Annotated in this window: 15 protein-coding genes; 5 read left to right on the top strand and 10 right to left on the bottom strand. The window is 66.2% G+C overall.

All coding sequences use genetic code 11. The features are described from left to right. The 4 genes from BJP32_RS14955 to rpsL form a co-directional block, all read right to left on the bottom strand. On the bottom strand, positions 1-127 hold a 127-nt coding region (locus BJP32_RS14955; protein ID WP_233126861.1), incomplete at its 3' end, for a GTP-binding protein. 111 nt (positions 128-238) lie between these two features. Next, on the bottom strand, positions 239-2,317 hold the full coding sequence (fusA, locus tag BJP32_RS14960; protein WP_046654608.1) for an elongation factor G: 2,079 nt from the start codon (positions 2,315-2,317) through the stop codon (positions 239-241). Positions 2,318-2,452: 135 nt separating this feature from the next. Continuing rightward, positions 2,453-2,926 carry a 30S ribosomal protein S7 gene (gene rpsG, locus BJP32_RS14965; RefSeq protein ID WP_003165507.1) on the bottom strand — a complete coding sequence of 158 codons (474 nt, stop codon included), beginning with the start codon at positions 2,924-2,926 and terminating at the stop codon, positions 2,453-2,455. A 63-nt stretch (positions 2,927-2,989) separates the two neighbouring features. Beyond that, positions 2,990-3,364 (bottom strand): 30S ribosomal protein S12, encoded by a 375-nt coding sequence (rpsL, locus tag BJP32_RS14970; RefSeq protein WP_003165508.1) that lies wholly within the window; start codon positions 3,362-3,364, stop codon positions 2,990-2,992. A 385-nt stretch (positions 3,365-3,749) separates the two neighbouring features. On the opposite strand from rpsL, the gene BJP32_RS14975 reads away from it, so the two are divergent. Beyond that, positions 3,750-4,802 (top strand): hypothetical protein, encoded by a 1,053-nt coding sequence (locus BJP32_RS14975; protein ID WP_046654609.1) that lies wholly within the window; start codon positions 3,750-3,752, stop codon positions 4,800-4,802. A gap of 131 nt (positions 4,803-4,933) precedes the next feature. On the opposite strand, the gene rpoC is transcribed toward BJP32_RS14975, so the two are convergent. Beyond that, positions 4,934-9,127 (bottom strand): DNA-directed RNA polymerase subunit beta', encoded by a 4,194-nt coding sequence (gene rpoC, locus BJP32_RS14980; RefSeq protein ID WP_076224664.1) that lies wholly within the window; start codon positions 9,125-9,127, stop codon positions 4,934-4,936. A 99-nt stretch (positions 9,128-9,226) separates the two neighbouring features. Continuing rightward, positions 9,227-13,342, bottom strand: coding sequence for a DNA-directed RNA polymerase subunit beta (rpoB, locus tag BJP32_RS14985; protein ID WP_076224666.1), 4,116 nt, complete (start codon positions 13,340-13,342; stop codon positions 9,227-9,229). Positions 13,343-13,662: 320 nt separating this feature from the next. Between rpoB and BJP32_RS14990 the strand changes: the two genes are divergently transcribed. Further along, positions 13,663-14,178, top strand: coding sequence for an FKBP-type peptidyl-prolyl cis-trans isomerase (locus tag BJP32_RS14990; RefSeq protein WP_076224667.1), 516 nt, complete (start codon positions 13,663-13,665; stop codon positions 14,176-14,178). Here BJP32_RS14990 and BJP32_RS14995 read toward each other — a convergent pair. Next, positions 14,175-15,116, bottom strand: coding sequence for a DUF2268 domain-containing putative Zn-dependent protease (locus BJP32_RS14995; RefSeq protein WP_076224669.1), 942 nt, complete (start codon positions 15,114-15,116; stop codon positions 14,175-14,177). The two genes, BJP32_RS14990 and BJP32_RS14995, sit on opposite strands and share 4 nt — an antisense overlap. Before the next feature lie 185 nt (positions 15,117-15,301). Between BJP32_RS14995 and BJP32_RS15000 the strand changes: the two genes are divergently transcribed. From BJP32_RS15000 to BJP32_RS15010, 3 genes are all read left to right on the top strand, one after another. Beyond that, positions 15,302-17,251, top strand: coding sequence for a M61 family metallopeptidase (locus tag BJP32_RS15000; protein ID WP_369822429.1), 1,950 nt, complete (start codon positions 15,302-15,304; stop codon positions 17,249-17,251). A gap of 50 nt (positions 17,252-17,301) precedes the next feature. Continuing rightward, positions 17,302-19,293: a M61 family metallopeptidase gene (locus tag BJP32_RS15005; RefSeq protein WP_076224672.1), complete on the top strand. Its 1,992-nt coding sequence runs from the start codon at positions 17,302-17,304 to the stop codon at positions 19,291-19,293. 108 nt (positions 19,294-19,401) lie between these two features. Continuing rightward, a complete protein-coding gene (locus BJP32_RS15010) occupies positions 19,402-20,520 on the top strand; it encodes a Ppx/GppA phosphatase family protein (RefSeq protein ID WP_046654617.1) in 1,119 nt (372 codons plus the stop codon). Between the two features lie 159 nt (positions 20,521-20,679). On the opposite strand, the gene BJP32_RS15015 is transcribed toward BJP32_RS15010, so the two are convergent. Genes BJP32_RS15015 through coaD form a run of 3 tightly spaced genes read right to left on the bottom strand, consistent with a single transcriptional unit; the run spans position 20,680 to position 22,954 of the window. Next, complete coding sequence (locus BJP32_RS15015; RefSeq protein ID WP_083674015.1) at positions 20,680-21,573, bottom strand: peptidylprolyl isomerase; 894 nt, start codon at positions 21,571-21,573, stop codon at positions 20,680-20,682. Positions 21,574-21,608: 35 nt separating this feature from the next. Then, complete coding sequence (locus BJP32_RS15020; RefSeq protein WP_046654638.1) at positions 21,609-22,442, bottom strand: peptidylprolyl isomerase; 834 nt, start codon at positions 22,440-22,442, stop codon at positions 21,609-21,611. A gap of 26 nt (positions 22,443-22,468) precedes the next feature. After that, positions 22,469-22,954 carry a pantetheine-phosphate adenylyltransferase gene (coaD, locus tag BJP32_RS15025; protein WP_003165515.1) on the bottom strand — a complete coding sequence of 162 codons (486 nt, stop codon included), beginning with the start codon at positions 22,952-22,954 and terminating at the stop codon, positions 22,469-22,471. Between the last annotated feature and the right edge of the window lie 44 nt (positions 22,955-22,998).

Below are 22,998 nucleotides of genomic sequence, written 5' to 3' on the forward strand. Positions count from 1 at the left end.
TGCCGCCGCCGGCCTTCGCCAGCGTCATCGAGATCGCCGCCGTCAGCGTCGTCTTGCCGTGGTCAACGTGACCGATCGTGCCGATGTTCACGTGCGGCTTCGTGCGTTCGAACTTTTCCTTGGCCATTCTCTAGCTCCTGGCATCCCCAAAACGGGGGTCCAAATGGGTTTGGGGATAGGTGGGGCGATTTGTGGTCAAACCGCCCCGTTTTCAAGTGAGTCCGTCGAAAAGACGGACTTAGGCGTACTTCTTGATCACTTCGTCGGCGACGTGTTGCGGCACCGCTTCGTAGTGGTCGTACTGCATGGTGAACTGGGCGCGGCCCTGCGACATGCCGCGCAGCGTGTTCACATAGCCGAACATGTTGGCCAGCGGCACGAAGGCGTTCACGACGACGGCGTTGCCGCGCATGTCCTGCCCCTGGATCATGCCGCGACGGCCGTTCAGGTCGCCGATGATCGAACCCAGGTACTCTTCCGGGGTCACGACCTCGACCGCCATGATCGGCTCGAGCAGCTTCGGTCCGCCCTTTTCCTTCAGCTCGCGGAACGCAGCGCGCGACGCGATTTCGAAGGCCAGGACCGAGGAGTCGACGTCGTGGAAAGCGCCGTCCACCAGGGTGGCCTTGACGTCGATCACCGGGAAGCCGGCCAGCAGGCCGTTGTCCTTGGCCGACTTCAGGCCCTTTTCGACGCCCGGAATGTATTCCTTGGGCACCGCGCCGCCGACGATGGCCGACTCGAAGACGAAGTCCGAACCCGGCTCGCCCGGCTCGAACACCAGCTTGACGCGGGCGAACTGGCCCGTACCGCCGGTCTGCTTCTTGTGAGTGTAGTCGATCTCGGCCTTGCGGCTGATGGACTCGCGATAGGCCACCTGCGGCGCGCCGATGGTCGCTTCGACCTTATAGGTGCGCTTCAGGATGTCGATCTTGATGTCCAGGTGCAGCTCGCCCATGCCCTTCAGGATCGTCTGGCCCGACTCGTGGTCGGTCGAGACGGTGAAGGACGGATCTTCCGAAGCCAGCTTGGCCAGGGCGACGCCCAGCTTCTCCTGGTCGGCCTTGGTCTTGGGCTCGACGGCGATCTCGATAACCGGCGCCGGGAATTCCATCTTCTCGAGGATGACCGGCGACTTCAGCGGATCGCACAGGGTGTCGCCCGTGCGGGTTTCCTTCAGGCCGGCCAGAGCGACGATGTCGCCGGCGTAGGCTTCCTTGATGTCCTCGCGGTTGTTCGAGTGCATCAGCAGCATGCGGCCGACACGCTCACGCTTGTCGCGCGACGAGTTCAGCAGCGACTGGCCGGTCTCCATCTTGCCCGAGTACAGGCGGCAGAAGGTGATCGAACCGACGAAGGGGTCGTCCATGATCTTGAACGCCAGAACCGACAGGGGCTCTTCGTCCGAAGCCTTGCGGGTGATCGGCTCTTCGGTCTTGAAGTCGATGCCCGGCGTCGGCGGGATGTCCACCGGCGACGGCAGGTAGTCGACGACGGCGTCGAGCAGGGGCTGGACGCCCTTGTTCTTGAAGGCCGAGCCGGCCAGGATCGGGTAGAAGGCGCCGGTGATGACGGCCTTACGGATGCAGCGCTTCAGCACTTCAACCGAGGGCTCATTGCCTTCCAGATAGGCTTCCATCGCCTCGTCGTCGATCTCGACGGCGTTGTCGACCAGGTACTGGCGAGCGGCGGCCACGGCGTCAGCCATGTCGGCCGGGATGTCGCGCACGTCGGCCGAGGCGCCGACTTGGTCGGTTTCCCAGACCAGGGCCTTCATCTCGACCAGGTCGACCACGCCCTTCAGGTTCGATTCCGAACCGATCGGCAATTGGATCGGCACAGCCTTGGCGCCCAGACGGTCGCGGATCGACTCGACCGACTTTTCGAAGTCGGCGCCGATCTTGTCCATCTTGTTGACGAAGACGATGCGCGGAACGTTGTACTTGTCGGCCTGGCGCCAGACGGTTTCCGTCTGCGGCTCGACGCCGGCGTTGCCGTCCAGCACCGTGACGGCGCCGTCGAGCACGCGCAGCGAACGCTCGACTTCAATGGTGAAGTCCACGTGGCCGGGGGTGTCGATGATGTTCAGGCGCTTTTCGCGCCAGAAAGCGGTCGTCGCGGCCGACGTGATGGTGATGCCGCGTTCCTGCTCCTGATCCATCCAGTCCATGGTGGACGCGCCGTCGTGCGTCTCGCCCATTTTGTGGTTCTTGCCGGTGTAGAACAGGATCCGCTCGGTCGTCGTCGTCTTGCCCGCGTCGATGTGGGCCATGATGCCGAAGTTGCGGTAGTCTTCGATTTTATGTGTGCGGGGCATTGAAGTTGCCTTCCGGGAGCTTCGCGGACGCGGCGAGCGCCCTGGGGTGTCGGATATGACGGCGCGGGCGGTTCAACCTGAACGCCCGCGCCGGATCGTCTTAAATAGTCGCCGCCATTGGCGGTTTTAAGACGCTTACCAGCGGTAGTGGCTGAAGGCGCGGTTGGCTTCGGCCATCTTGTGGGTGTCTTCGCGCTTCTTGACCGCGGTGCCGCGGTTGTTCGAGGCGTCCAGCAGCTCGGCGGCCAGCTTTTCCGTCATGGTGTTTTCGCCGCGGTTGCGCGCGGCGTTGACCAGCCAGCGGATGGCCAGGGCGCGACGACGGTCCGGACGGACCTCGACCGGCACCTGGTAGGTGGCGCCGCCGACGCGACGCGAACGGACTTCGACCGACGGGGCGACGTTTTCCAGGGCGGCGTGGAAGGTCTCGACCGCAGTCTGCTCCTTCTTCTTGTCCGCCAGGATGTCGAAGGCGCCGTAAACGATGTTTTCGGCGACGGCCTTCTTACCTTCGTACATGACGTAGTTCATGAACTTGGTGACCACCAGGTCTCCGAACTTGGGATCCGGCAGAACTTCACGCTTCTGGGCGCGGTGACGACGCGACATGGGTTATTCCTTCTCGGGCCCGACTGACGTCGGGAAAATCTCTGAAACGTAGGCCGGGGCCGATTACTTCGGACGCTTGGCGCCGTAGTGCGAACGACGCTGCTTGCGGTCCTTGACGCCCTGCGTATCGAGCACGCCGCGCAGGATGTGGTAGCGAACGCCGGGCAAGTCCTTCACGCGGCCGCCGCGGATCAGCACGACCGAGTGCTCCTGCAGGTTGTGGCCTTCGCCGGGGATGTAGCACACGGCTTCGACGCCGTTCTTGGCCAGGCGAACCTTGGCGACCTTACGCAGAGCCGAGTTCGGCTTCTTCGGGGTCGTGGTGTACACGCGGGTGCAGACGCCGCGACGCTGGGGCGAACCCTCCAGAGCCGGAACCTTGTTGCGAACCGGCTTCGGCTTGCGGGGCTTGCGGATCAGCTGGTTGATCGTGGGCATTCGAATTCGTCTCTTTTCGATGTGGAGGCGTGTGTCTTTCGACCGGAGCGCCTCATGAGCCTTCTTTTGAACGGGACCGAAGCCCCGCCCGGGTGTTATCGAGCCGAGGTCACGACGCCCAAACAGAAAAACCGGAACGCGCGCTTCGGGCGTTCCGGCGGGACACAGCCCGTCCGTTCAATTGTCACGATCTCAGCGGACGGCGAACCGCCCACGTCTCGAAAGTGCGCGGCTTCTACGCGTGATCCGTTAACAGGTCAAGGGATTCGCTCAGGCCGACGCCTGCAGCCCCGCGTTCGCATCCTGTTCAGGGATCAATGATATTGCGCCTATATATCGCCATGCTTGCCTAGGCATCATTCGTTCAGACGATGGGGGAGCCTTCATGAGCATCGCCGTTCTGACCGCAGACCCCGCGAAACGGGCGCGACCGCGCCTCAAGCGGACCCTGACGGCGGGGGCCTCCCTGCTGATGCACGTGATCGTGCTGGGCAGCATGGCTCGCTATGCGGCGGACGACCGGCGCGAGGCTCTCCCTCCGCCGCCGGCGCCGCCGATCATCCAGCTTGAACTCGAACGTCCGTTCGTTCCGCCGCAGCCGTCGCCGCCCCTGCCTGCGCCGACGCGCGTCCCGACGCCTCCGCCCACGCCGATGGAAGCGCAACCGCCTCAGAGAACTGCAGCCCAACCTTCGCCGGCTCCTGCTCCGGCGCCCCCCGCGGTTCAGGCGACGCCGCCTCCTCGAACTGCGCCGCAAGCCCCGCCCCTGCCGACCCCTGCGCCCAAGGCGGCCCCCGCGCCGCCCGCCGCCGCACTGGAGCGGGCGCCGACCGCCCCCGCCGTGATCGCCCCCATCCGCCCGCGCAAGAAAGACGAAGAGGACGGCCGCGACGGCCTGCCCGCTCCGCCCGCCCCGCGCCTGGCCAATCCGGCGCCCGGCGCGCCTTCGGCCGCCGCCTCAGGTGTGGACGGTGTGTCGGACGCCTGGCGGGTGACGCCGGAAGGCCAGTCCGGCCGCAACGCCCGGGCGCTGCGCACCTCGCCCGCCGGCTGCCCCGCCGGCCGACTGTTGCGACGCGGGGAAGAGATCATCTGCGACGAGCGCTTCAACGCCCGCGCGGCGCAGGGCGCAGAGAACGGCCGCATCACAGGCACCGGCAACGCCGGGCGCGACGCCCGTTTCGCCCGCGAAGGCGCGCGCGAGATGCAACGATACGAGGCCCAACGACGCCCGCTCAGCGGCGGCGTCGGCGTGCTGGCGCCGCAGGACTGCCCCGGCTCTAACTTCGGCACGGGCTGCGCGGGCGCCCACCTGGATTCCTCGATGCAGATGGACTCCAACCGCAACGTCCAGACCCGCCGCGACGGCGCCCCGGCCTCGGGCCGCCCGATGACGCCCGGCGCCGCCGGTCCGCGCGAGCCGATGCGGCCGCAGTAGGCTTTCGGCGCAGCCCCCTCTCAGCTCGCGCACGCCCAACGGCCTCAAGCAGCGAAAAGCGCGGTAGGCCAAACAAAAAGAGCGGCGCCTTTCGACGCCGCCCTCTTCTGTCTTTCAGGTCTGAACCCGGATCAGTCGGCCGACTGCTCCAGCTCCAGGGCCAGGTCCGCGGGAAGCGGCTCGACCGCGTCTTCGCGGGCCTGGGTCAGCTCAGCGTCACGCTCGTTGGCGATCTTCTGCAGGCTGCGCAGATAGGAGCCCGTGCCCGCCGGGATCAGGCGACCCACGATCACGTTTTCCTTCAGGCCTTCCAGCGTGTCCTTCTTGCCGTGGACCGAAGCCTCGGTGAGCACGCGGGTGGTCTCCTGGAACGAGGCCGCCGAGATGAAGCTGCGGGTCTGCAGCGACGCTTTGGTGATACCCAGCAGGACCGGCTGCACGGTGGCGATGCGGCCGCCGCGCTTCTCGACCTTGGCGTTCTCGATGTCGACTTCGACCCGATCGACGTGGTCGCCCTTGATGAGCGTCGTCTCGGCGGAGTCGATGACCTCGACCTTCTGCAGCATCTGACGGACGATGACTTCGATGTGCTTGTCGTTGATCGGCACGCCCTGCAGTCGGTAAACCTCCTGCACTTCGTTCACCAGATACTCGGCCAGCGCCTCGACGCCCTGGATGCGCAGCAGATCGTGCGGATCCGGGTTGCCGTCGATGATGTAGTCGCCCTTCTGGATCAGATCGCCGTCGTGGACGGAGATGTGCTTGCCCTTCGGGATCAGGAACTCGACCGCCTCGGCCTGGTTGCCGTCGGCATCCGGCTCCGGGGTGATCTTGATGCGGCGCTTGTTCTTGTAGTCGCGACCGAATTCGACGCGACCGTCCATCTCGGCGATGACCGCGCAGTCCTTCGGACGACGAGCTTCGAACAGTTCGGCCACGCGCGGCAGACCGCCGGTGATGTCGCGGGTCTTGGCGCCTTCGGTCGGGATACGGGCGATGATGTCGCCCGGCTTGACCTCGTCGCCGTTGGCCACCGACAGGATGGCCCCCACGGGCAGCAGGTAACGCGCGTCAGAACCGCTCGACAGCTTGGCGTAGCTGTCGCCCTGGGTGACGCCCATGGCCGGACGCAGGTCCGCGCCGCGCGGGCTGGCGCGCCAGTCGGAAACGACGCGCTGGGCGATGCCCGTGGCCTCGTCCGTCTCTTCCTTGACCGACAGGCCCTCGACCAGATCCTCGAAGCGCACCACGCCGCCGACTTCCGTCAGGATCGGGGTGGTGTACGGATCCCACTCGGCCAGGCGTTGGTTCTTGACCACCTCGCCGCCGTCCTTGACGCGCAGGCGCGCGCCGTAAGGCACCTTGTAGGATTCGCGGTCCTTGCCGTCGACGGTCACGGTGACCACGACGTTGCGGCTCATGGCCACCGGATCGCCGTGAGCGGCGATAACGGTCGGGCCGACGACCTTGATGACGCCCGCGTTGGTCGCCTCGAAGAACGAGGTTTCCGCAACCTGGGCCGTACCGCCGATGTGGAAGGTACGCATCGTCAGCTGGGTGCCCGGCTCGCCGATCGACTGGGCGGCGATGACGCCGACCGCTTCGCCGATGTTGACGTTGGTGCCGCGCGCCAGGTCACGGCCGTAGCACATGCCGCAGATGCCGGCGTCGGCTTCACACGTCAGGGCCGAACGGACCTTGATGGACTGGACGCCGACCTTGTCGATCAGCTCGACTTCCTCTTCCTGCAGATAGGTGTCCGCAGGGAACAGGACTTCGCCGCCCGGCTCCTTGATGTCCTCGGCCGCGTAACGGCCCAGGACGCGCTGGCCCAGCGAGACGAGCACGTCGCCGCCTTCGACCACGGCGCGCAGGGTGATGCCGCGCGTCGAGCCGCAGTCTTCCTCGGTGACGATGGAGTCCTGCGCCACGTCCACCAGACGGCGGGTCAGGTAACCCGAGTTGGCGGTCTTCAGCGCGGTGTCGGCCAGACCCTTACGGGCGCCGTGGGTGGAGTTGAAGTACTCAAGGACGGTCAGGCCTTCCTTGAAGTTCGAGATGATCGGCGTCTCGATGATTTCGCCCGAGGGCTTGGCCATCAGGCCGCGCATGCCGCCTAGTTGCTTCATCTGAGCCTGCGAGCCACGAGCGCCCGAGTTGGCCATCATGAAGACCGAGTTGATGTCCGGCTCCTGACCCTTGATCAGGACGCGCGGCTGAGCGATTTCGCCCATCATCTCATCGGCGATCTTGTCCGTGGCCTTGGCCCAGGCGTCGACGACCTTGTTGTACTTCTCGCCCTTGGTGATCAGGCCGTCAGCATATTGCTGCTCGTACTCTTCCACCTGGGTGCGGGTTTCGTTGACCAGCTGTTCCTTCTTGGCCGGGATGACGATGTCGTCCTTGCCCACCGAGATGCCGGCCTTGGCCGCTTCACGGAAGCCCATCTGCATCATCTGGTCGGCGAAGATGACCGTCGCCTTCTGACCGCAGTGACGGTAGACCTGATCGATCAGGTTGCCGATTTCCTTCTTGGTCAGGTTCTTCTCAAGAAGCTTGTAGCCGATGTTCGGGTTCAGCGGCAGCAGAGCGCCCAGCTTCATCCGGCCCGGCGTGGTGTCAATCACCTTGGTCACGACTTCGCCGTCTGAGTTCATCTCGGTCCAGCGCGCCTTGATCTTGGTGTGCAGCTTGACGACCTGGGCGTCCAGCGCCGCGTCGATCTCGCCCATGTTGGCGAACAGCTTGCCCTCGCCCGGCTGGTTCTCCTTGACCAGCGACAGGTAGTACAGGCCCAGGACGATGTCCTGCGAAGGCACGATGATCGGCTTGCCGTTGGCGGGCGACAGGATGTTGTTCGTCGACATCATCAGCACGCGCGCTTCCAGCTGGGCCTCAAGGCTCAGCGGGACGTGCACGGCCATCTGGTCGCCGTCGAAGTCAGCGTTGAACGCCGTACAGACCAGCGGGTGCAGGCGGATGGCCTTGCCCTCGATCAGCTTGGGCTCGAACGCCTGGATGCCCAGACGGTGAAGCGTCGGCGCGCGGTTCAGCAGAACCGGGTGCTCGCGGATGACCTCGTCCAGGATATCCCAGACGGCGGGCTGCTCGCGCTCGACCATGCGCTTGGACTGCTTGACGGTGCCCGACAGGCCCTTGGCGTCCAGACGCGCGTAGATGAACGGCTTGAACAGCTCCAGGGCCATCTTCTTGGGCAGGCCGCACTCATGCAGCTTCAGCTCGGGGCCCACGGTGATGACCGAACGGCCCGAGTAGTCGACGCGCTTGCCCAGCAGGTTCTGACGGAAGCGACCCTGCTTGCCCTTCAGCATGTCGGCCAGCGACTTCAGCGGACGCTTGTTCGCGCCGGTGATGACGCGACCGCGACGGCCGTTGTCGAACAGGGCGTCGACGGATTCCTGCAGCATCCGCTTTTCGTTGCGGATGATGATGTCCGGCGCGCGCAGCTCGATCAGGCGCTTCAGGCGGTTGTTCCGGTTGATGACCCGGCGATACAGGTCGTTCAGGTCCGACGTCGCGAAGCGGCCGCCGTCCAGCGGCACCAGCGGACGCAGTTCCGGCGGGATGACCGGGACGATGGTCAGGATCATCCACTCGGGCTTGTTGCCCGACTCGATGAAGGCTTCCAGCAGCTTCAGTCGCTTGGACGCCTTCTTGGCCTTCAGCTCCGACGGGTTGTCGGCCAGTTCGGCGCGGTGCTTCTCGGCCTCGGCGTTCAGGTCGATCGCCATCAGCAGGTTGCGGACCGCCTCGGCGCCGATCTCGGCCGTGAAGCCGTCGTCGCCGAACTCTTCCTGATAGTGATAGAATTCGTCTTCCGTCAGCAGCTGGTTCTGCTTCAGCGGGGTCAGGCCCGGCTCGGTGACGATGTAGTTCTCGAAGTACAGGACGCGCTCGACGTCCTTCAGCGCCATGTCCAGCATCAGCGAGATGCGCGACGGCAGCGACTTCAGGAACCAGATGTGGGCGACCGGAGCGGCCAGGTCGATGTGACCCATGCGCTCGCGGCGAACGCGAGCCAGGGTGACTTCAACGCCGCACTTCTCGCAGATGATGCCCTTGTACTTCATGCGCTTGTACTTGCCGCACAGGCATTCGTAGTCCTTGGTCGGGCCAAAGATACGGGCGCAGAACAGGCCGTCACGCTCGGGCTTGAACGTACGGTAGTTGATGGTTTCCGGCTTCTTGATCTCGCCGAACGACCACGAACGGATCTTCTCCGGCGAGGCCAGGGCGATCTTGATCTGGTCGAAGGTCGGGGTGACCGGGACCGGGTTGAAGATGTTCAGGACTTCCTGGTTCATCTTTATTCCTTCTGCGGGAATGCCCCGCGAAAATCATTCAGAGAGGAGAACAGGCGGACCGCCCTCCCCCGCCGAAGCGAGGAAGGGCGCTTGATCCGGTCAGCTGTTTTCCAGCTCCACGTTCAGGCCCAGCGAGCGCATTTCCTTCACCAGCACGTTGAAGGACTCGGGGATGCCGGCCTCGAAGCTGTCGTCGCCGCGGACGATGGCCTCGTAGACCTTGGTCCGGCCGGCTACGTCGTCCGACTTCACCGTCAGCATTTCCTGCAGGGTGTAGGCGGCGCCGTAAGCTTCCAGAGCCCAGACCTCCATTTCCCCGAAGCGCTGACCGCCGAACTGCGCCTTACCGCCCAGCGGCTGCTGGGTGACGAGCGAGTACGGGCCGATCGAGCGGGCGTGGATCTTGTCGTCGACCAGGTGGTGCAGCTTCAGCATGTACACATAGCCGACCGTGACCGGACGCTTGAACTGCTCGCCCGTCTGGCCGTCGAACAGGATCGACTGACCCGAACGATCCAGGTCCGCCGATTCCAGCAGATCCTCGATGTCCGAGATGCGCGCGCCGTCGAAGACCGGAGTCGCGAACGGAACGCCCTTGGACAGGTTCTGGGCCAGTTCGATCAGTTCTTCGTCGCTCTGCGGCAGCGGGGTGTCAGCGCCGTAGATCTGGGTCAGACGCGACACCAGGGCGTCGCGCATGCCGCCGTCCATCCACTGCTCGAGCAAGCCCTTGATCTGCTTGCCCAGGCCAGCGGCGGCCCAACCCAGGTGGGTTTCGAAGATCTGGCCGATGTTCATGCGCGACGGCACGCCCAGCGGGTTCAGAACGATGTCGACGTGGGTGCCGTCGTCCAGGTGCGGCATGTCCTCGATCGGCAGGATCTTGGAGATGACGCCCTTGTTGCCGTGACGGCCGGCCATCTTGTCGCCCGGCTGAAGCTTGCGCTTCACGGCCACGAAGACCTTGACCATCTTCATGACGCCAGGCGGCATCTCGTCGCCGCGCTGCAGCTTCTCGACCTTGTCTTCGAAGCGACGGTCGAGGGCCTTACGGGCGTCCTCGAACTGCTTCTTCATGGCCTCCAGCTCGCCCATCGCCTTCTCGTCGTCGAGGGCGACCTGCCACCACAGGCCCTTGGACACTTCGGCCAGCTTCTCTTCGGTCACTTCGCCGCGGCCCATACCCTTCGGGCCGGACACGGCGGTCTTGCCGAGCAGCAGCGGCTTCACACGGCCGTAGACGTTGCGCTCAAGGATCTTGAGCTCGTCGTCGCGGTCTTTGCCCAGACGCTCGATCTCGGCGCGTTCGATGGCCACGGCGCGCTCGTCCTTGTCGATGCCGTGACGGTTGAACACGCGCACGTCGACGATGGTGCCGGCGACGCCCGGCGGCAGACGCAGCGAGGTGTCGCGCACGTCCGAAGCCTTCTCGCCGAAGATGGCGCGCAGCAGCTTCTCTTCCGGGGTCATCGGGCTTTCGCCCTTCGGCGTCACCTTGCCGACCAGGATATCGCCCGGCTGGACCTCGGCGCCGATGGCCACGATGCCCGCTTCGTCGAGGTTGCGCAGGGCTTCCTCGCCGACGTTCGGGATGTCGCGGGTGATTTCTTCCGGACCCAGCTTGGTGTCACGCGCCATCACTTCGAACTCTTCGAGGTGGATGGAGGTGAAGATGTCGTCGCGCACGATGCGCTCGGAGATCAGGATGGAGTCTTCGAAGTTGTAGCCGTTCCAGGGCATGTAGGCGACCAGGACGTTGCGGCCCAGAGCCAGTTCGCCCAGATCCGTCGACGGACCGTCGGCGATCACGTCGCCGGTCTTCACTTCGTCGCCCACGCGCACGATCGGGCGCTGGTTGATGCAGGTCGACTGGTTCGAGCGCTGGAACTTCGACAGGCGATAGATGTCGACGCCCGAACGACCGGCGTCCACGTCGCCCGTGGCGCGAACCACGATGCGGGTGCCGTCGATCTGTTCGACCACGCCGTCACGACGGGCGATCACGACTGCGCCGGAATCCACGGCCACGACCGCTTCCATGCCGGTGCCGACCAGCGGCGCATCCGACTGCACCAGCGGCACGGCCTGACGTTGCATGTTGGCGCCCATCAGCGCGCGGTTGGCGTCGTCGTTTTCCAGGAAGGGGATCAGGGCGGCGGCGACCGAAACGACCTGTTTCGGCGACACGTCCATCATGTCGACCGTTTCCTTGGTCAGCAGCTGGGAGTCGCCGTTGATACGGCCCGGCACCAGCTCCTCGACGATCTCGCCGTCCTTCAGGTCGATGTTGGCCTGGGCGATGACGTGCTTCGCCTCTTCCATGGCCGAGATGTAGACCACCTCGTCCGTCGCCTTGCCTTCGACCACGCGACGGTACGGGCTTTCGATGAAGCCGTACTTGTTCACGCGGGCGTGGGTGGCCAGGGAGTTGATCAGACCGATGTTCGGGCCTTCCGGCGTTTCGATCGGGCAGATGCGGCCGTAGTGCGTCGGGTGAACGTCGCGGACTTCAAAGCCCGCGCGCTCGCGCGTCAGACCGCCCGGGCCAAGCGCCGAAAGGCGACGCTTGTGGGTGATTTCCGACAGCGGGTTGGTCTGGTCCATGAACTGCGACAGCTGCGACGAGCCGAAGAATTCACGCACAGCCGCAGCGGCCGGCTTGGCGTTGATCAGGTCGTGCGGCATGACCGTGTCGATATCGACCGAGGACATACGCTCCTTGATGGCGCGCTCCATGCGCAGCAGACCGACGCGGTACTGGTTTTCCAGCAACTCGCCGACCGAACGGACCCGGCGGTTGCCCAGGTTGTCGATGTCGTCGATCTCGCCGCGGCCGTCCTTCAGGCCAACCAGGATCTGCAGCACCTTCAGCACGTCGTCCTTCTGCAGGACGCGGATTTCGTCCGAAACCTCAGGGGTTTCCAGACGCATGTTCATCTTGACGCGGCCCACGGCCGACAGGTCGTAGCGCTCGGCGTCGAAGAACAGGGAGTTGAACATGGCCTCGGCCGCTTCCGGCGTCGGCGGCTCGCCCGGGCGCATGACGCGATAGACGTCGAACAGGGCGTCCTCGCGGCCCGTGTTCTTGTCCACACGCAGGGTGTTGCGCATGTAGGCGCCGACCGTGACGTGGTCGATGTCCAGCACGTCGATGGTGGTGAAGCCGTTGGCTTCCAGCAGTTCGATCGCGGCGGCGTCCAGCTCGTCACCCGCCTCGGCGTAGATTTCGCCGGTCTGGTAGTTGACGGCGTCAGCGGCCAGATACTTGGTCAGCAGGGCGCCAGCCGCCAGCGACAGCGACTTCAGACCGCCGTCGGCCAGCTTCTTGGCGGCGCGGGCGCTGATCTTCTGACCAGCCGGGGCGACCACTTCGCCAGTGTCGGCGTCGACCAGATCGAACTCCGGCTTCACGCCGCGCCAGCGTTCCGGCTTGTAGGGCGTGACCCAGCCTTCGCCGCGCTTCTCGTACGGAACGGTCTCGTAGAAGGTTTTGAGGATCTCTTCCCCGTCCATGCCCAGGGCATAGAGGAAGGTCGAGGCCGGCAGTTTACGACGGCGGTCGATGCGGACGTAGACGATGTCCTTGGCGTCGAACTCGAAGTCCAGCCACGAGCCGCGATACGGGATGACGCGGGCGGCGAACAGCAGCTTGCCCGACGAGTGGGTCTTGCCCTTGTCGTGGTCGAAGAAGACGCCCGGCGAGCGGTGCATCTGCGAGACGATCACGCGCTCGGTGCCGTTGACGATGAATGTGCCCTTGTCCGTCATGAGCGGAATGTCGCCCATGTAGACGTCCTGCTCCTTGATGTCCTTGACCGAACGGGCGCCCGTTTCTTCCTCGGTCTCAAAGACGATCAGGCGCAGCTTGACCTTCAGCGGCGCGGCATAGGTCATGTCGCGCTGGATGCATTCCTCGACGTCGTACTTCGGGTCTTCAAACTCGTAGGAGACGTATTCCAGGACGGCGCGCTCGTTGAAGTCCTTGATCGGGAAGACCGACTTGAAGACCGCTTCAATGCCCTCGTCGTTGCGCAGACCGGGGCGCGACTCGCGCTGCAGGAACTGCTCATAGGAAGCGCGCTGAACCTCGATCAGGTTCGGCATCTGCACGGCTTCGGGGATGCGCCCGAAGCTGTAGCGAATGCGCTTCTTGCCGGTAAACGACGTGGCGGCAGCGATCTTACCCAAGGCGAGACCGTCGGTGGACTTGGCCATTCTGTTTTCCCAATCGCGGCCCCTTGCGAGGCCCGCTCTCAATGCAGCAGCCACGGCGCGCCGACCGGCGATCCGTGACCGTAAATGTCTCTCGGCGCCCACCCTCGATCCGCGAGCGGATCAGGACGCCTGGATGTATCCGCCCCCTTGGGGAGGGGCGACGCCTTCGCACCGGTCGGAGGGCGACAAACCGGGCCTCGGCGCTTTCGCGCGGGATTCAGGGAATCTGCGAACGCGCATATATACGCCCTTCTTCGGCGAAATAAAGGCCCCTCACGCGAGCAGTCGACAGTTTCAATCAGCGTGATAAGCCTAGCCTTATGAAGCACATCGCCCTGCCCGTTCTCGCCGCCCTGTCGCTTGCCGCCTGCGCTTCGACGCAAGACGCTCGTCTCGCCGAACCGCGCACGCCCGTCGGCCCCGCTACCCAGGAGAACTGGGAGGTCGGCCAGGCCGCCTATCTGATGTGGAACAGCCAGCAGCGCGGCTGGACCGTCACGCCCTCCGGTCTGCAGTATCGTCGCGTCGGCAAGGCCAACCCCAAGGGCGATCAGCCGACGGCGACCGACACGGTCAAGGTCCACTATCGCGGCACCTTCATCGATGGGCGCGAGTTCGACAGCTCCTACTCGCGCAACGAACCGACCAGCTTCCCGCTCAACCGCGTCATCAAGGGGTGGACCGAGGGCGTGGCCCTGATGCGCGAAGGCGAGACCTATGAGTTCGTCATCCCCGCCGAGCTGGCTTACGGCCCGCGCTGGATGGGCACGGAGATCCCCGCCAACTCGGCCCTGCGCTTCACGGTCGAGCTGCTTGAGGTGAACCCGGAGCGCTAGTCCAGGTTCATGCCCGGCTTCCAACCGCTCTCGACGAGGAAGGTCTTGGCGTCCGTCATCTGCAATATCTGTCGCAGGGCTTCGCTTTTGTCCGGAGCGTTCCTGTAATAGGCCTTGGCGATCCGGTAGCCGACCCAGTAGCCGAGGTCGCCAGGCTTCTCAGGCGTTGAATTATAGACCCAGGCCGACAGGTCGGTCTTGTCCTGATCAGCGATGAAGGCGGTCTCGATCTCGAGTTCACGTCCACGAGTCTGCGGCGCGAGATAGGCATAGGCCGGCGCGCCGATCATCAGTTCAGTGACGAACTCCGCGACGCCCTCGGCCATCGACACCTCCAGCACCGTGAACTGCTCTTTTTCAGTAAGCTCCGGCGCCTGCTGGGTGTGGACATACTCGTGGATCAGAACGCCCACGAAGCGGTCCTCGATGTCGGGATTGATGAAGTCGGTGGCGCAGAGCGCCTCCAAGCCCACCTGAATTCCGTCTACCGGACTGCCGACCGCGACCGGGCGGCCGCGACCGATCACAAAGGTCGCCGACGGAAACTGCGCCCCGGGATACTGATCGATGAAGCGGGCCAGCCCCTCGGCGACCCGCGCACGGACGCGCGGCAGGTGGTCAGCGCAGGCCCGCGCCTCGACATAGATTTCGGGTCGAGCAGCCATGGCGTCCGCCATCCTCGCGCCCGTCACCCTGCGCACCTTCGCCAGGTGCGTCAGGCCGGTGGAGCCGCCATCCAGATAGGCCTGAAGCTGCTCAGCGCTCGGCCGTCCGGCGGTGCTGTCGTAAAGCGCATAGAAGCGGTCGACGTCGCCGGTCTCGATCACGGGTTCGGGGCTGGTGCGATCCGGCGCCGCCATCTGGGCCGCGAACGTCGGCGACGACGCCAAAAGCGCCAGCACGGCGGCGACGCTCGCCAGAATCCGCTTCCCGTTCATGTGATCTCCATCGCCTTGTGACACCGCTGTCACGCTAGTACGCAATCGGAGCCGGTGAAATCCGCCTCCGCGCAGGCGACCCAAACATGACGGCGAATTCATCCGCCCACGTCGGGCTTGACCATAGCCGCAACGCACAGTGATCTGCTGCGTCCTCGCCGCCTTGCCGGAAAGTCCCTCTGATGATGCGTCCCGCCGCCCGCCTGCTTGTCACCGCCTGCGCCTCCGCCTTGCTGTTCAGCGCCGGTTCGGCCCTGGCCCAGGTGGGAACGCCCGCCCTGCCCGTCGCCCTGGCGCCGATTCCAGCGGCCAAGGACGAGGCCTATCCCGGCGTCATTAAGCTGGACGTCGACGCCACCGACATCGACCGCCGCCTGATCCAGGTGCGCCAGACCATTCCCGTCAGCGGTCCCGGCCCTCTGGTCCTCTTCTACCCGCAGTGGATTCCCGGCAACCACGGCCCGGTCGGCCCCGTCGCCAACGTCGGCGGCCTGACCTTCACCGCCGAGGGGCGGCGGCTGGAGTGGGTGCGCAACACCGTCCAGCCCTGGGCCTATCAGATCGAGGTTCCGGCCGGCGTGACCGAGGTCCAGGCAGCCTTCCAGTGGCTAACACCCATCGAGGGCAGTCAGGGCCGCGTCGTCGTCACGCCCGAGATGCTGAACATCCAGTGGGAAAAGGCCCTGCTCTATCCGGCGGGCTATTATTCGCGTCAGATCACCTTCCGGCCGACGTTGAAGCTGCCTCAGGGCTGGAACTACGGCGTCGCCCTGGACACCGTCAGCTTCGAGAACGGCCTGGCGACCTTCGCCCCCATCACGCTGGAGCATCTGGCCGACAGCCCGGTCTTCGCCGGCGCCCACTATCGCCAGATCGACCTGGATCCGGGCGGCCGTTCGCCAGTGCGCCTGAACGTCGTGGCCGATGACGCCAAGATGCTGGAGGCGACGGACGAGCACGTCCAACTGCACCGCAATCTGGTCCAGCAGGCCGACCGCCTGTTCGGCGCGCGCCACTTCAACCACTACGACTTCCTGCTGGCCGTGACGGACAAGCTGGGCGGCATCGGGCTGGAGCACCACCGCTCGTCCGAGAACAGCGTCGATGTGAAGTATTTCACCGATCGCGAGGCGACCCTGGCCGACCGCGACCTGCTGGGTCACGAATACACCCATAGCTGGAACGGCAAATGGCGCCGCCCGGCCGACCAACTGACGCCCAATCTGAACGAGCCGCTGCAGAACTCCCTGATGTGGGTCTATGAGGGCCAGACGCAGTACTGGGGCCTGGTCCTGACCGCCCGCGCGGGCCTGATGTCCAAGCAGCAGGCGCTGGACGTCCTGGCCATGAGCGCCGCCAGCTTCCAGCACATCCCCGGCCGCCAGTGGCGCGCCATGCAGGACACCACCAACGACCCCATCATCAGCCAGCGCCGCCCCCAGCCCTGGAGCAGCTATCAGCGCAGCGAGGACTATTACCGCGAAGGTTCGCTGATCTGGCTGGACGCCGACACCCTGATCCGCGAGCGGACCGGCGGGAAGAAGTCGCTGGACGACTTCGCCAAGGCCTTCTTCGGCGTCGAGGACGGCGACTGGGATCCGGCCCCCTACACCTTCGCCGATGTGACCTCGACGCTGAACGAGGTGCAGACGAACGACTGGGCCGCCTTCCTGCGCGAGCGGCTGGACGCGGTCGGCCCCGACTCGCGCGGACCGCTGGACGGCATTGAGCGCGGCGGCTACCGCCTGGTCTTCAAGGAGGAGCCGTCCGGCTACATGGGCGCCCTCTACAAGGAGCTGGGGCGCAACGACTTCACCTATTCGCTCGGCTTCATGATGAACGGTGCGAACAAGATCACCTCCGTCCTGTGGGGCGGCCCGGCCTTCGAACAAGGCCTGACCTCAGGCTGGGAAGTCGTCGCCGTCGGCGGGCGCGCCGCATCGGCCGAGGCGCTGAAGGAGGCCGTCACTACCGCCAAGGGGACGTCCGAACCGATCGAGTTGATCCTCAAGAACGGCGACCGCTTCAAGACGGTGCGCTTCGACTACCACGACGGCCTGCGCTATCCGCATCTTGAGCGGATCGAAGGCGCGCCCGACCGACTGGGCGACATCCTGTCGCCTCGCCGCCGATAACGCCTCCTGCCAAGCCTAATACCGACCGCTTTCAGAGTTCTGGATACCCGATGACCCGACGCCTGCCCGCCGCCGCCCTCGCCCTGCTGCTGACCTCGGCCGCCTCGACCGCGCTCGCTCAGCAATGGACCGGCCCGCAGGCCCCCGCCGCGCCGACGCCGCAGAACACGCCGCTGGCCCTGCCCCGCGCCCTGCCGCCGATTCCGGCGCCGACGGCCGAGGCCTATCCCGGCGTCATCCGCTATGAGGTCGACGCCACCGACGTAGAGAAGAAGATCGTCCGCGTGCGCCAGACCATCCCGGTCACGCCCGGCCCCCTGGTCCTGCTCTATCCGAAATTCCTGCCGGGCAACCACGCGGCGACCGGCCCGATCCAGCTGGTGTCCGGCGTCACGGTGCAGGGCGGCGGCGCCCGCATCGACTGGCTGCGCGACACCATCGACCCCTACGCCTTCCACATCGAGGTGCCGCAGGGCGTCAGCGAGATCACCGTCGACTTCCAGTGGCTGACCCAGCCGGACAGCTCGACCTGGCGCGTGGTCATGACGCCCGAGATGGTCAATCTGCAGTGGGAGAAGGCCCTGCTCTATCCGGCGGGCTATCGCTCCACCGGCATCACCTTCGCCCCGTCGATCCGCCTGCCGCAGGGCTGGAAATACGGCGTGGCGCTGGACACCCAAAGCTTCGTCGACGGCCTGGCGACGTTTGCGCCGACCGACCTCTACACCCTGATCGACAGCCCCCTGTTCGGCGGCGCCAACTTCCAGCGCATCGCCATCGACCCGCGCCGCGGAAACGGCGAAGGCGCCGTCCACCTGAACATCGTCGCCGATGCGGCCAAGGATCTGGCCCCCACGACCGAGCAGCTCGGCTGGTTCGAGAACCTGGTCACCCAGACCGACCGCCTGTTCGGCGCCCGCCCCTATGACCGCTACGATTTCCTGGTGGCCGCCACGTCGAAGATGGGCGGCATCGGCCTGGAGCATCATCGCTCGTCCGAGAACTCGGTCCCGACCGACTTCTTCACCAACTGGGGCAAGAGCATGGGGGCCGTCGGCCTCTTGCCGCACGAGTTCGTCCACGCCTGGAACGGCAAGCGCCAGCGCCCGGTCGACGAACTGACCGCCAACCACAACATCCCGACCCAGAACACCCTTCTGTGGGTCTATGAGGGTCAGACGGAATACTGGGGCGATGTGCTGACCGCCCGCTCGGGCCTGGCCTCCAAGGAAGACATTCTGGTCACCGTGGCCGAGAACGCCGCCTTCTATGACAACCAGCCGGGCCGCGAATGGCGCCCGCTGCAGGATGCGAACAACCACAACCTGCTCGGTTATCGCACCTCGAACCCCTATTCGTCGTGGATGCGCGGCACGGGCGACTACTACCGCGAGGCCCTGCTGATCTGGCTGGACGCCGACACCCTGATCCGCGAAGCGACGGGCGGGAAGAAGTCGCTGGACGACTTCGCCAAGGGCTTCTTCGGCGGCGACGACGGCTCCTGGGCGCCGCGCGGCTATACGTTCGACGACGTGGTCGCGGCGCTGAACGCGGTCCATCCGCATGACTGGGCGACCTTCCTGCGCACCCGCCTGGACGCCAACGGCCCGGACGCCAAGGCCCCGCTGGATGGTCTGGCGCGCGGCGGCTACCGCCTGACCTACACCGACACCCTGACGGCCGACGAGAAGCGCATCCAGTCGGGCTGGGCCAACGACTTCCAGTATTCCCTGGGCTTCACCCTGTCCTCGTCGAACAAGCTGACCGGCATTCGCTGGGGCGGCCGCGCCTTCGAGGCCGACATCGGGCCGGGCTGGGAGCTTGTGGCCGTCAACGACATCGCCGCCTCGGCCGAGAAGCTGCGCGACGCCGTCACCGCCGCCAAGGGAACCGACGCCCCGATCCGTCTGCTGCTCAAGAACGGCGACCGCTACCGCACCGTCGATTTCGACTATCACGACGGCCTGCGCTACCCGCGCCTGGAGCGGATTCCCGGCACGCCGGATCGGCTGGGCGACATCCTCAGCCCGCGCCGTCGCTAAGGGTCTAAAGGCGCGCCGAGCAGATGACGGCTTGGCGCGACCGGCCGGGGCGGTTTAACCTGTCGGGGACGGGCGCCGCTTCGGACCGCCCACATGAGAACTCGGCCCATGCCGGAGACCCCTGGCGCGCCCGGACGGCGCGACACGCGGTCCCTGCCTCGGAGGCCCCGCAACAGCGGTGCTTTCGATCGAGACGCGCCCCTCTACGGCGCGCTCGACCTGGGGACCAACAATTGCCGCCTGCTGATCGCGCGCCCAGCGCGTGACGGCTTTCGCGTGGTGGATTCTTTCAGCCGCATCGTGCGCCTTGGCGAGAGCCTGTCGCGCACCGGCCGCCTGGACGATCGGGCGATGGACCGGGCCTATGACGCCCTGGCCCTGTGCGCCGAACGCCTGGTGCGCAAGGGCGTCGATCCCAACCGCCTGACCGCCGTCGCCACCCAGGCCTGCCGCATGGCCGAAAACGGCCCCGCCTTCGTCGAGCGGGTGCGGCGCGGCACCGGCCTGCGGCTTCGGATCATCGATCCCTCCGAGGAAGCCGCCCTGTCCGTCGCGGGCTGTCTCAACCTGTTCGATCCGCGCGCCGAGGCGGTGCTGGTGATCGACGTCGGCGGCGGCTCGACGGAACTGTCCTGGCTGATGAAGGGGCCGCGCGGGTTCGAAACCGCAGCGTGGATGTCAGCGCCGCTGGGCGTGGTCAGCCTGGCCGAACGCCACCCCGAGCCGGATGGCAGCCCGCCCGAATGGTATGAGGCCATGGTCGCCGACTTCGGCGCCGCCATCGCTACGGGCGGTCCAGAAGGCCCTGACTTCCTGACGCGCGTCGGCGCCGGGCGCGGGCATATGGTCGGCACCTCCGGCGCCATCACCAGCCTGGCCGGGATTCACCTGGAGCTGAAACGCTATCAGCGCGATCTGGTCGACGGCCTCTGGATGACGCGCGGCGACTGCGAAAAGGCGGCCCACCGCCTGATCGCTCTCGGTCCCGTCGGGCGCGCGGCCGAGAACTGCATCGGGCCGGACCGCGCCGACCTGGTGTTGGCGGGCGCGGCGATCCTGGAAGCCGTACAGCGCGCCTGGCCGTGCGAACGGGTGCGCGTGGCCGACCGCGGCCTGCGTGAAGGCCTGCTGCTGCAGAAGATGCGCGAAGACCGGCAACCGAAGCCGCGTCGCCGTCGGCGTCGCAGGGGGGGCGGCGGTGGTGCTGGCGCTGGCGGCGGCCAATAATCGCCCTTCTCCCCTTGTGGGAGAAGGTGGCCCGTTAGGGCCGGATGAGGGGTCTCGCCACGCCTTATGCGGACAATGGGTTGAGCGTCCAGCAACCCCTCATCCGTCAGGCTGACGCCTGCCACCTTCTCCCACAAGGGGAGAAGGACTTTGAAGCGGCTAATCCACCTGGACCGGCAAGTCGATGTCGCAAACCGAGAAGTCGGCGCCCCTCGCCGTTCGCGTGCTTTCGACCAGGGCGCGGAACGGGGCGCTGCTCGTGCTCAGGACGCGCACCGTGGGTCGCTCGGCTTCGGCCAGATCGCCCGCTACGCGCACACGCGTCATGCGGTCGGGATCGCTCACGATGCCGTCGGGATTCGGACTGAACTTCAACGCGCGCACGACGTCCAGGCCCGACACCACCCGTCCCCAGACGGTGTAACGCTTGTCCAACGCCGGATAGGGCTGGCGCATCAGGAAGAATTGGCTGTTGGCGCTGTCGGGCGCATCGTCGCGCGCCATGCCCGCGACGCCGGGACAATACAGGCCCCAGGCGTGGACCTTGCCGTCCGCCGTCGTCCTCATCACGGCGTCAGGCTGGGTCTGCACCGGCAGCGACTGGACGAAGCCCATCAGGGCGCCCGCAGGCGCAGCCACGACGGCGAAGGGCGTCTGTGCGTCACGGCGGAAGGTGAACTCGGCCTTCAGGTCGGGATGCCAGCTCTGGCCCTCGCCTGTGCCCAGGGGATCGCCCGTCTGGGCCATGAAGGCGTCGATGACCCGATGCCAGTTCAAACCGTCATAAAAGCCCGCCTTGGCCAGCAGACGCATGCGCGCGACATGGCCGGGCGCGGCCTCGGGCGTCATCTCCACCAGGATGCGGCCCTTGCTGGTGTCGATGACCAGCAGATTGTCCGGCGCCACCACGCGCCAGTCGCCGGCGGCGATCGCCGGGGCCGCCTCACGAGGCGCAGCGTCGCTGGGCGCCGGCGCCGCGTCCTGGGCCGTCGCCGCGCTCGCCATCAGGGCGGCCATCAGCGCCGCCCCGGTCATCCGAAGTTGGTGCCTCATGTTCCGCGCCCCTCCCCTGGCGTGGATGATCGCCTTCAGCTGCCCTGAACCGGCGGCTGGACGTCGCAGATGCCGAAGGACGCGCCCTTCTCAGCCCGCGCCGCCTCGACGGCGGCGTTGAACGGCGCAGAGCCGGGCACAGCCACGCGGATCGTCGGCCGCTCGGCCTCCGGCATGGACGAGGCCAGACGCGCCCGCGTCATGACGTCGGCGTCGGGACCGACGGCCCCGTCGTTGGCGTCGTTGCCCGCCTTGAGCGCCTTGACCACGTCCAGGCCCTGAACGACCCGGCCGAAGACCGTGTAGGCGCCGTTCAGATTGTCGTTCTGGCCCATCATCAGATAGAATTGGCTGTTGGCGCTGTCAGGCGAGCCGGCGCGCGCCATGCCCGCCACGCCGGGGCAGAACAGCCCCTGGGCCGAGGTCTTGAAGTCCGCCGTGACGAACATCTGGGCGTCGGGCTGCGTCACCACCGGGATGGAGCCCATGATGCCGCGCAGGCCCGGCCCGCTGTTCTCGACCGGGGCGAAGCCGCTGTCGCGGCCGCGACGGAAGGTGAACTCGCCCTTCAGGTCCGGAAGTTCGCTGCCGCCCGCGCCGGTGCCCTGAGGGTCGCCGGTCTGGGCCATGAAGTTCGGAATGACGCGGTGGAATTTCAGCCCGTCATAGAAGCCCTGATTGGTCAGGGTGCGGATGCGCTCAACATGGTTCGGCGCCGCGCGCGGCTCCAGCTCCACCAGGATGCGGCCCTTGGCCGTGTCGATCACCCACAGGTTCTCGGGCGCCACAGTGCGCCAATCGCCCGACTGAGCGCCCGACTGGGCCATCGCTCCACCGGCCAGCAGGGCCAGGCCCGCCGCCAGCGCCATCACAGACTTGATCTTCAAACCCGACCTCAACCCTTCTTGACCTTGGCCAACACGCTCGCGGCGACCGCCGGGCTGACGAAGCTGTCGATCCGGCCGTCCAGCCGGGCGATTTCCTTCACCAGTCGCGAAGCGATGGCCTGATGCCGCGGATCGGCCATCAGGAACACCGTCTCTATGTCGCTGTTGAGGCGCTGATTCATCGCCGTCATCTGGAACTCATACTCGAAATCGGCGACGGCGCGCAGGCCGCGTATGATGACGCTGGCGTCCAGTTCCTCGGCGAAATGCATCAGCAGGCTGGAAAAAGGCCGCACCTCAATGTCGGCGTTGAAGCGCGCCACCTCGGCCTTGAGCATCTCGACCCGCTCGGCGGTCGAGAACAACGGACCCTTGTCGTCGTTCTTGGCGACGCCGATGACCAGCCGGTCCACCAGCTTGACCGCCCGCCCGATGATATCGAGATGACCGTTGGTGACCGGATCGAAGGTGCCCGGATAAAGTCCGATACGCATGGCCGGCGGCCTCCCCATCGTTTGGGCCCGTTTAGCAGGTGCGA

The organism is Brevundimonas sp. ZS04 (genome assembly GCF_001956865.1).
GTDB lineage: Bacteria > Pseudomonadota > Alphaproteobacteria > Caulobacterales > Caulobacteraceae > Brevundimonas > Brevundimonas diminuta.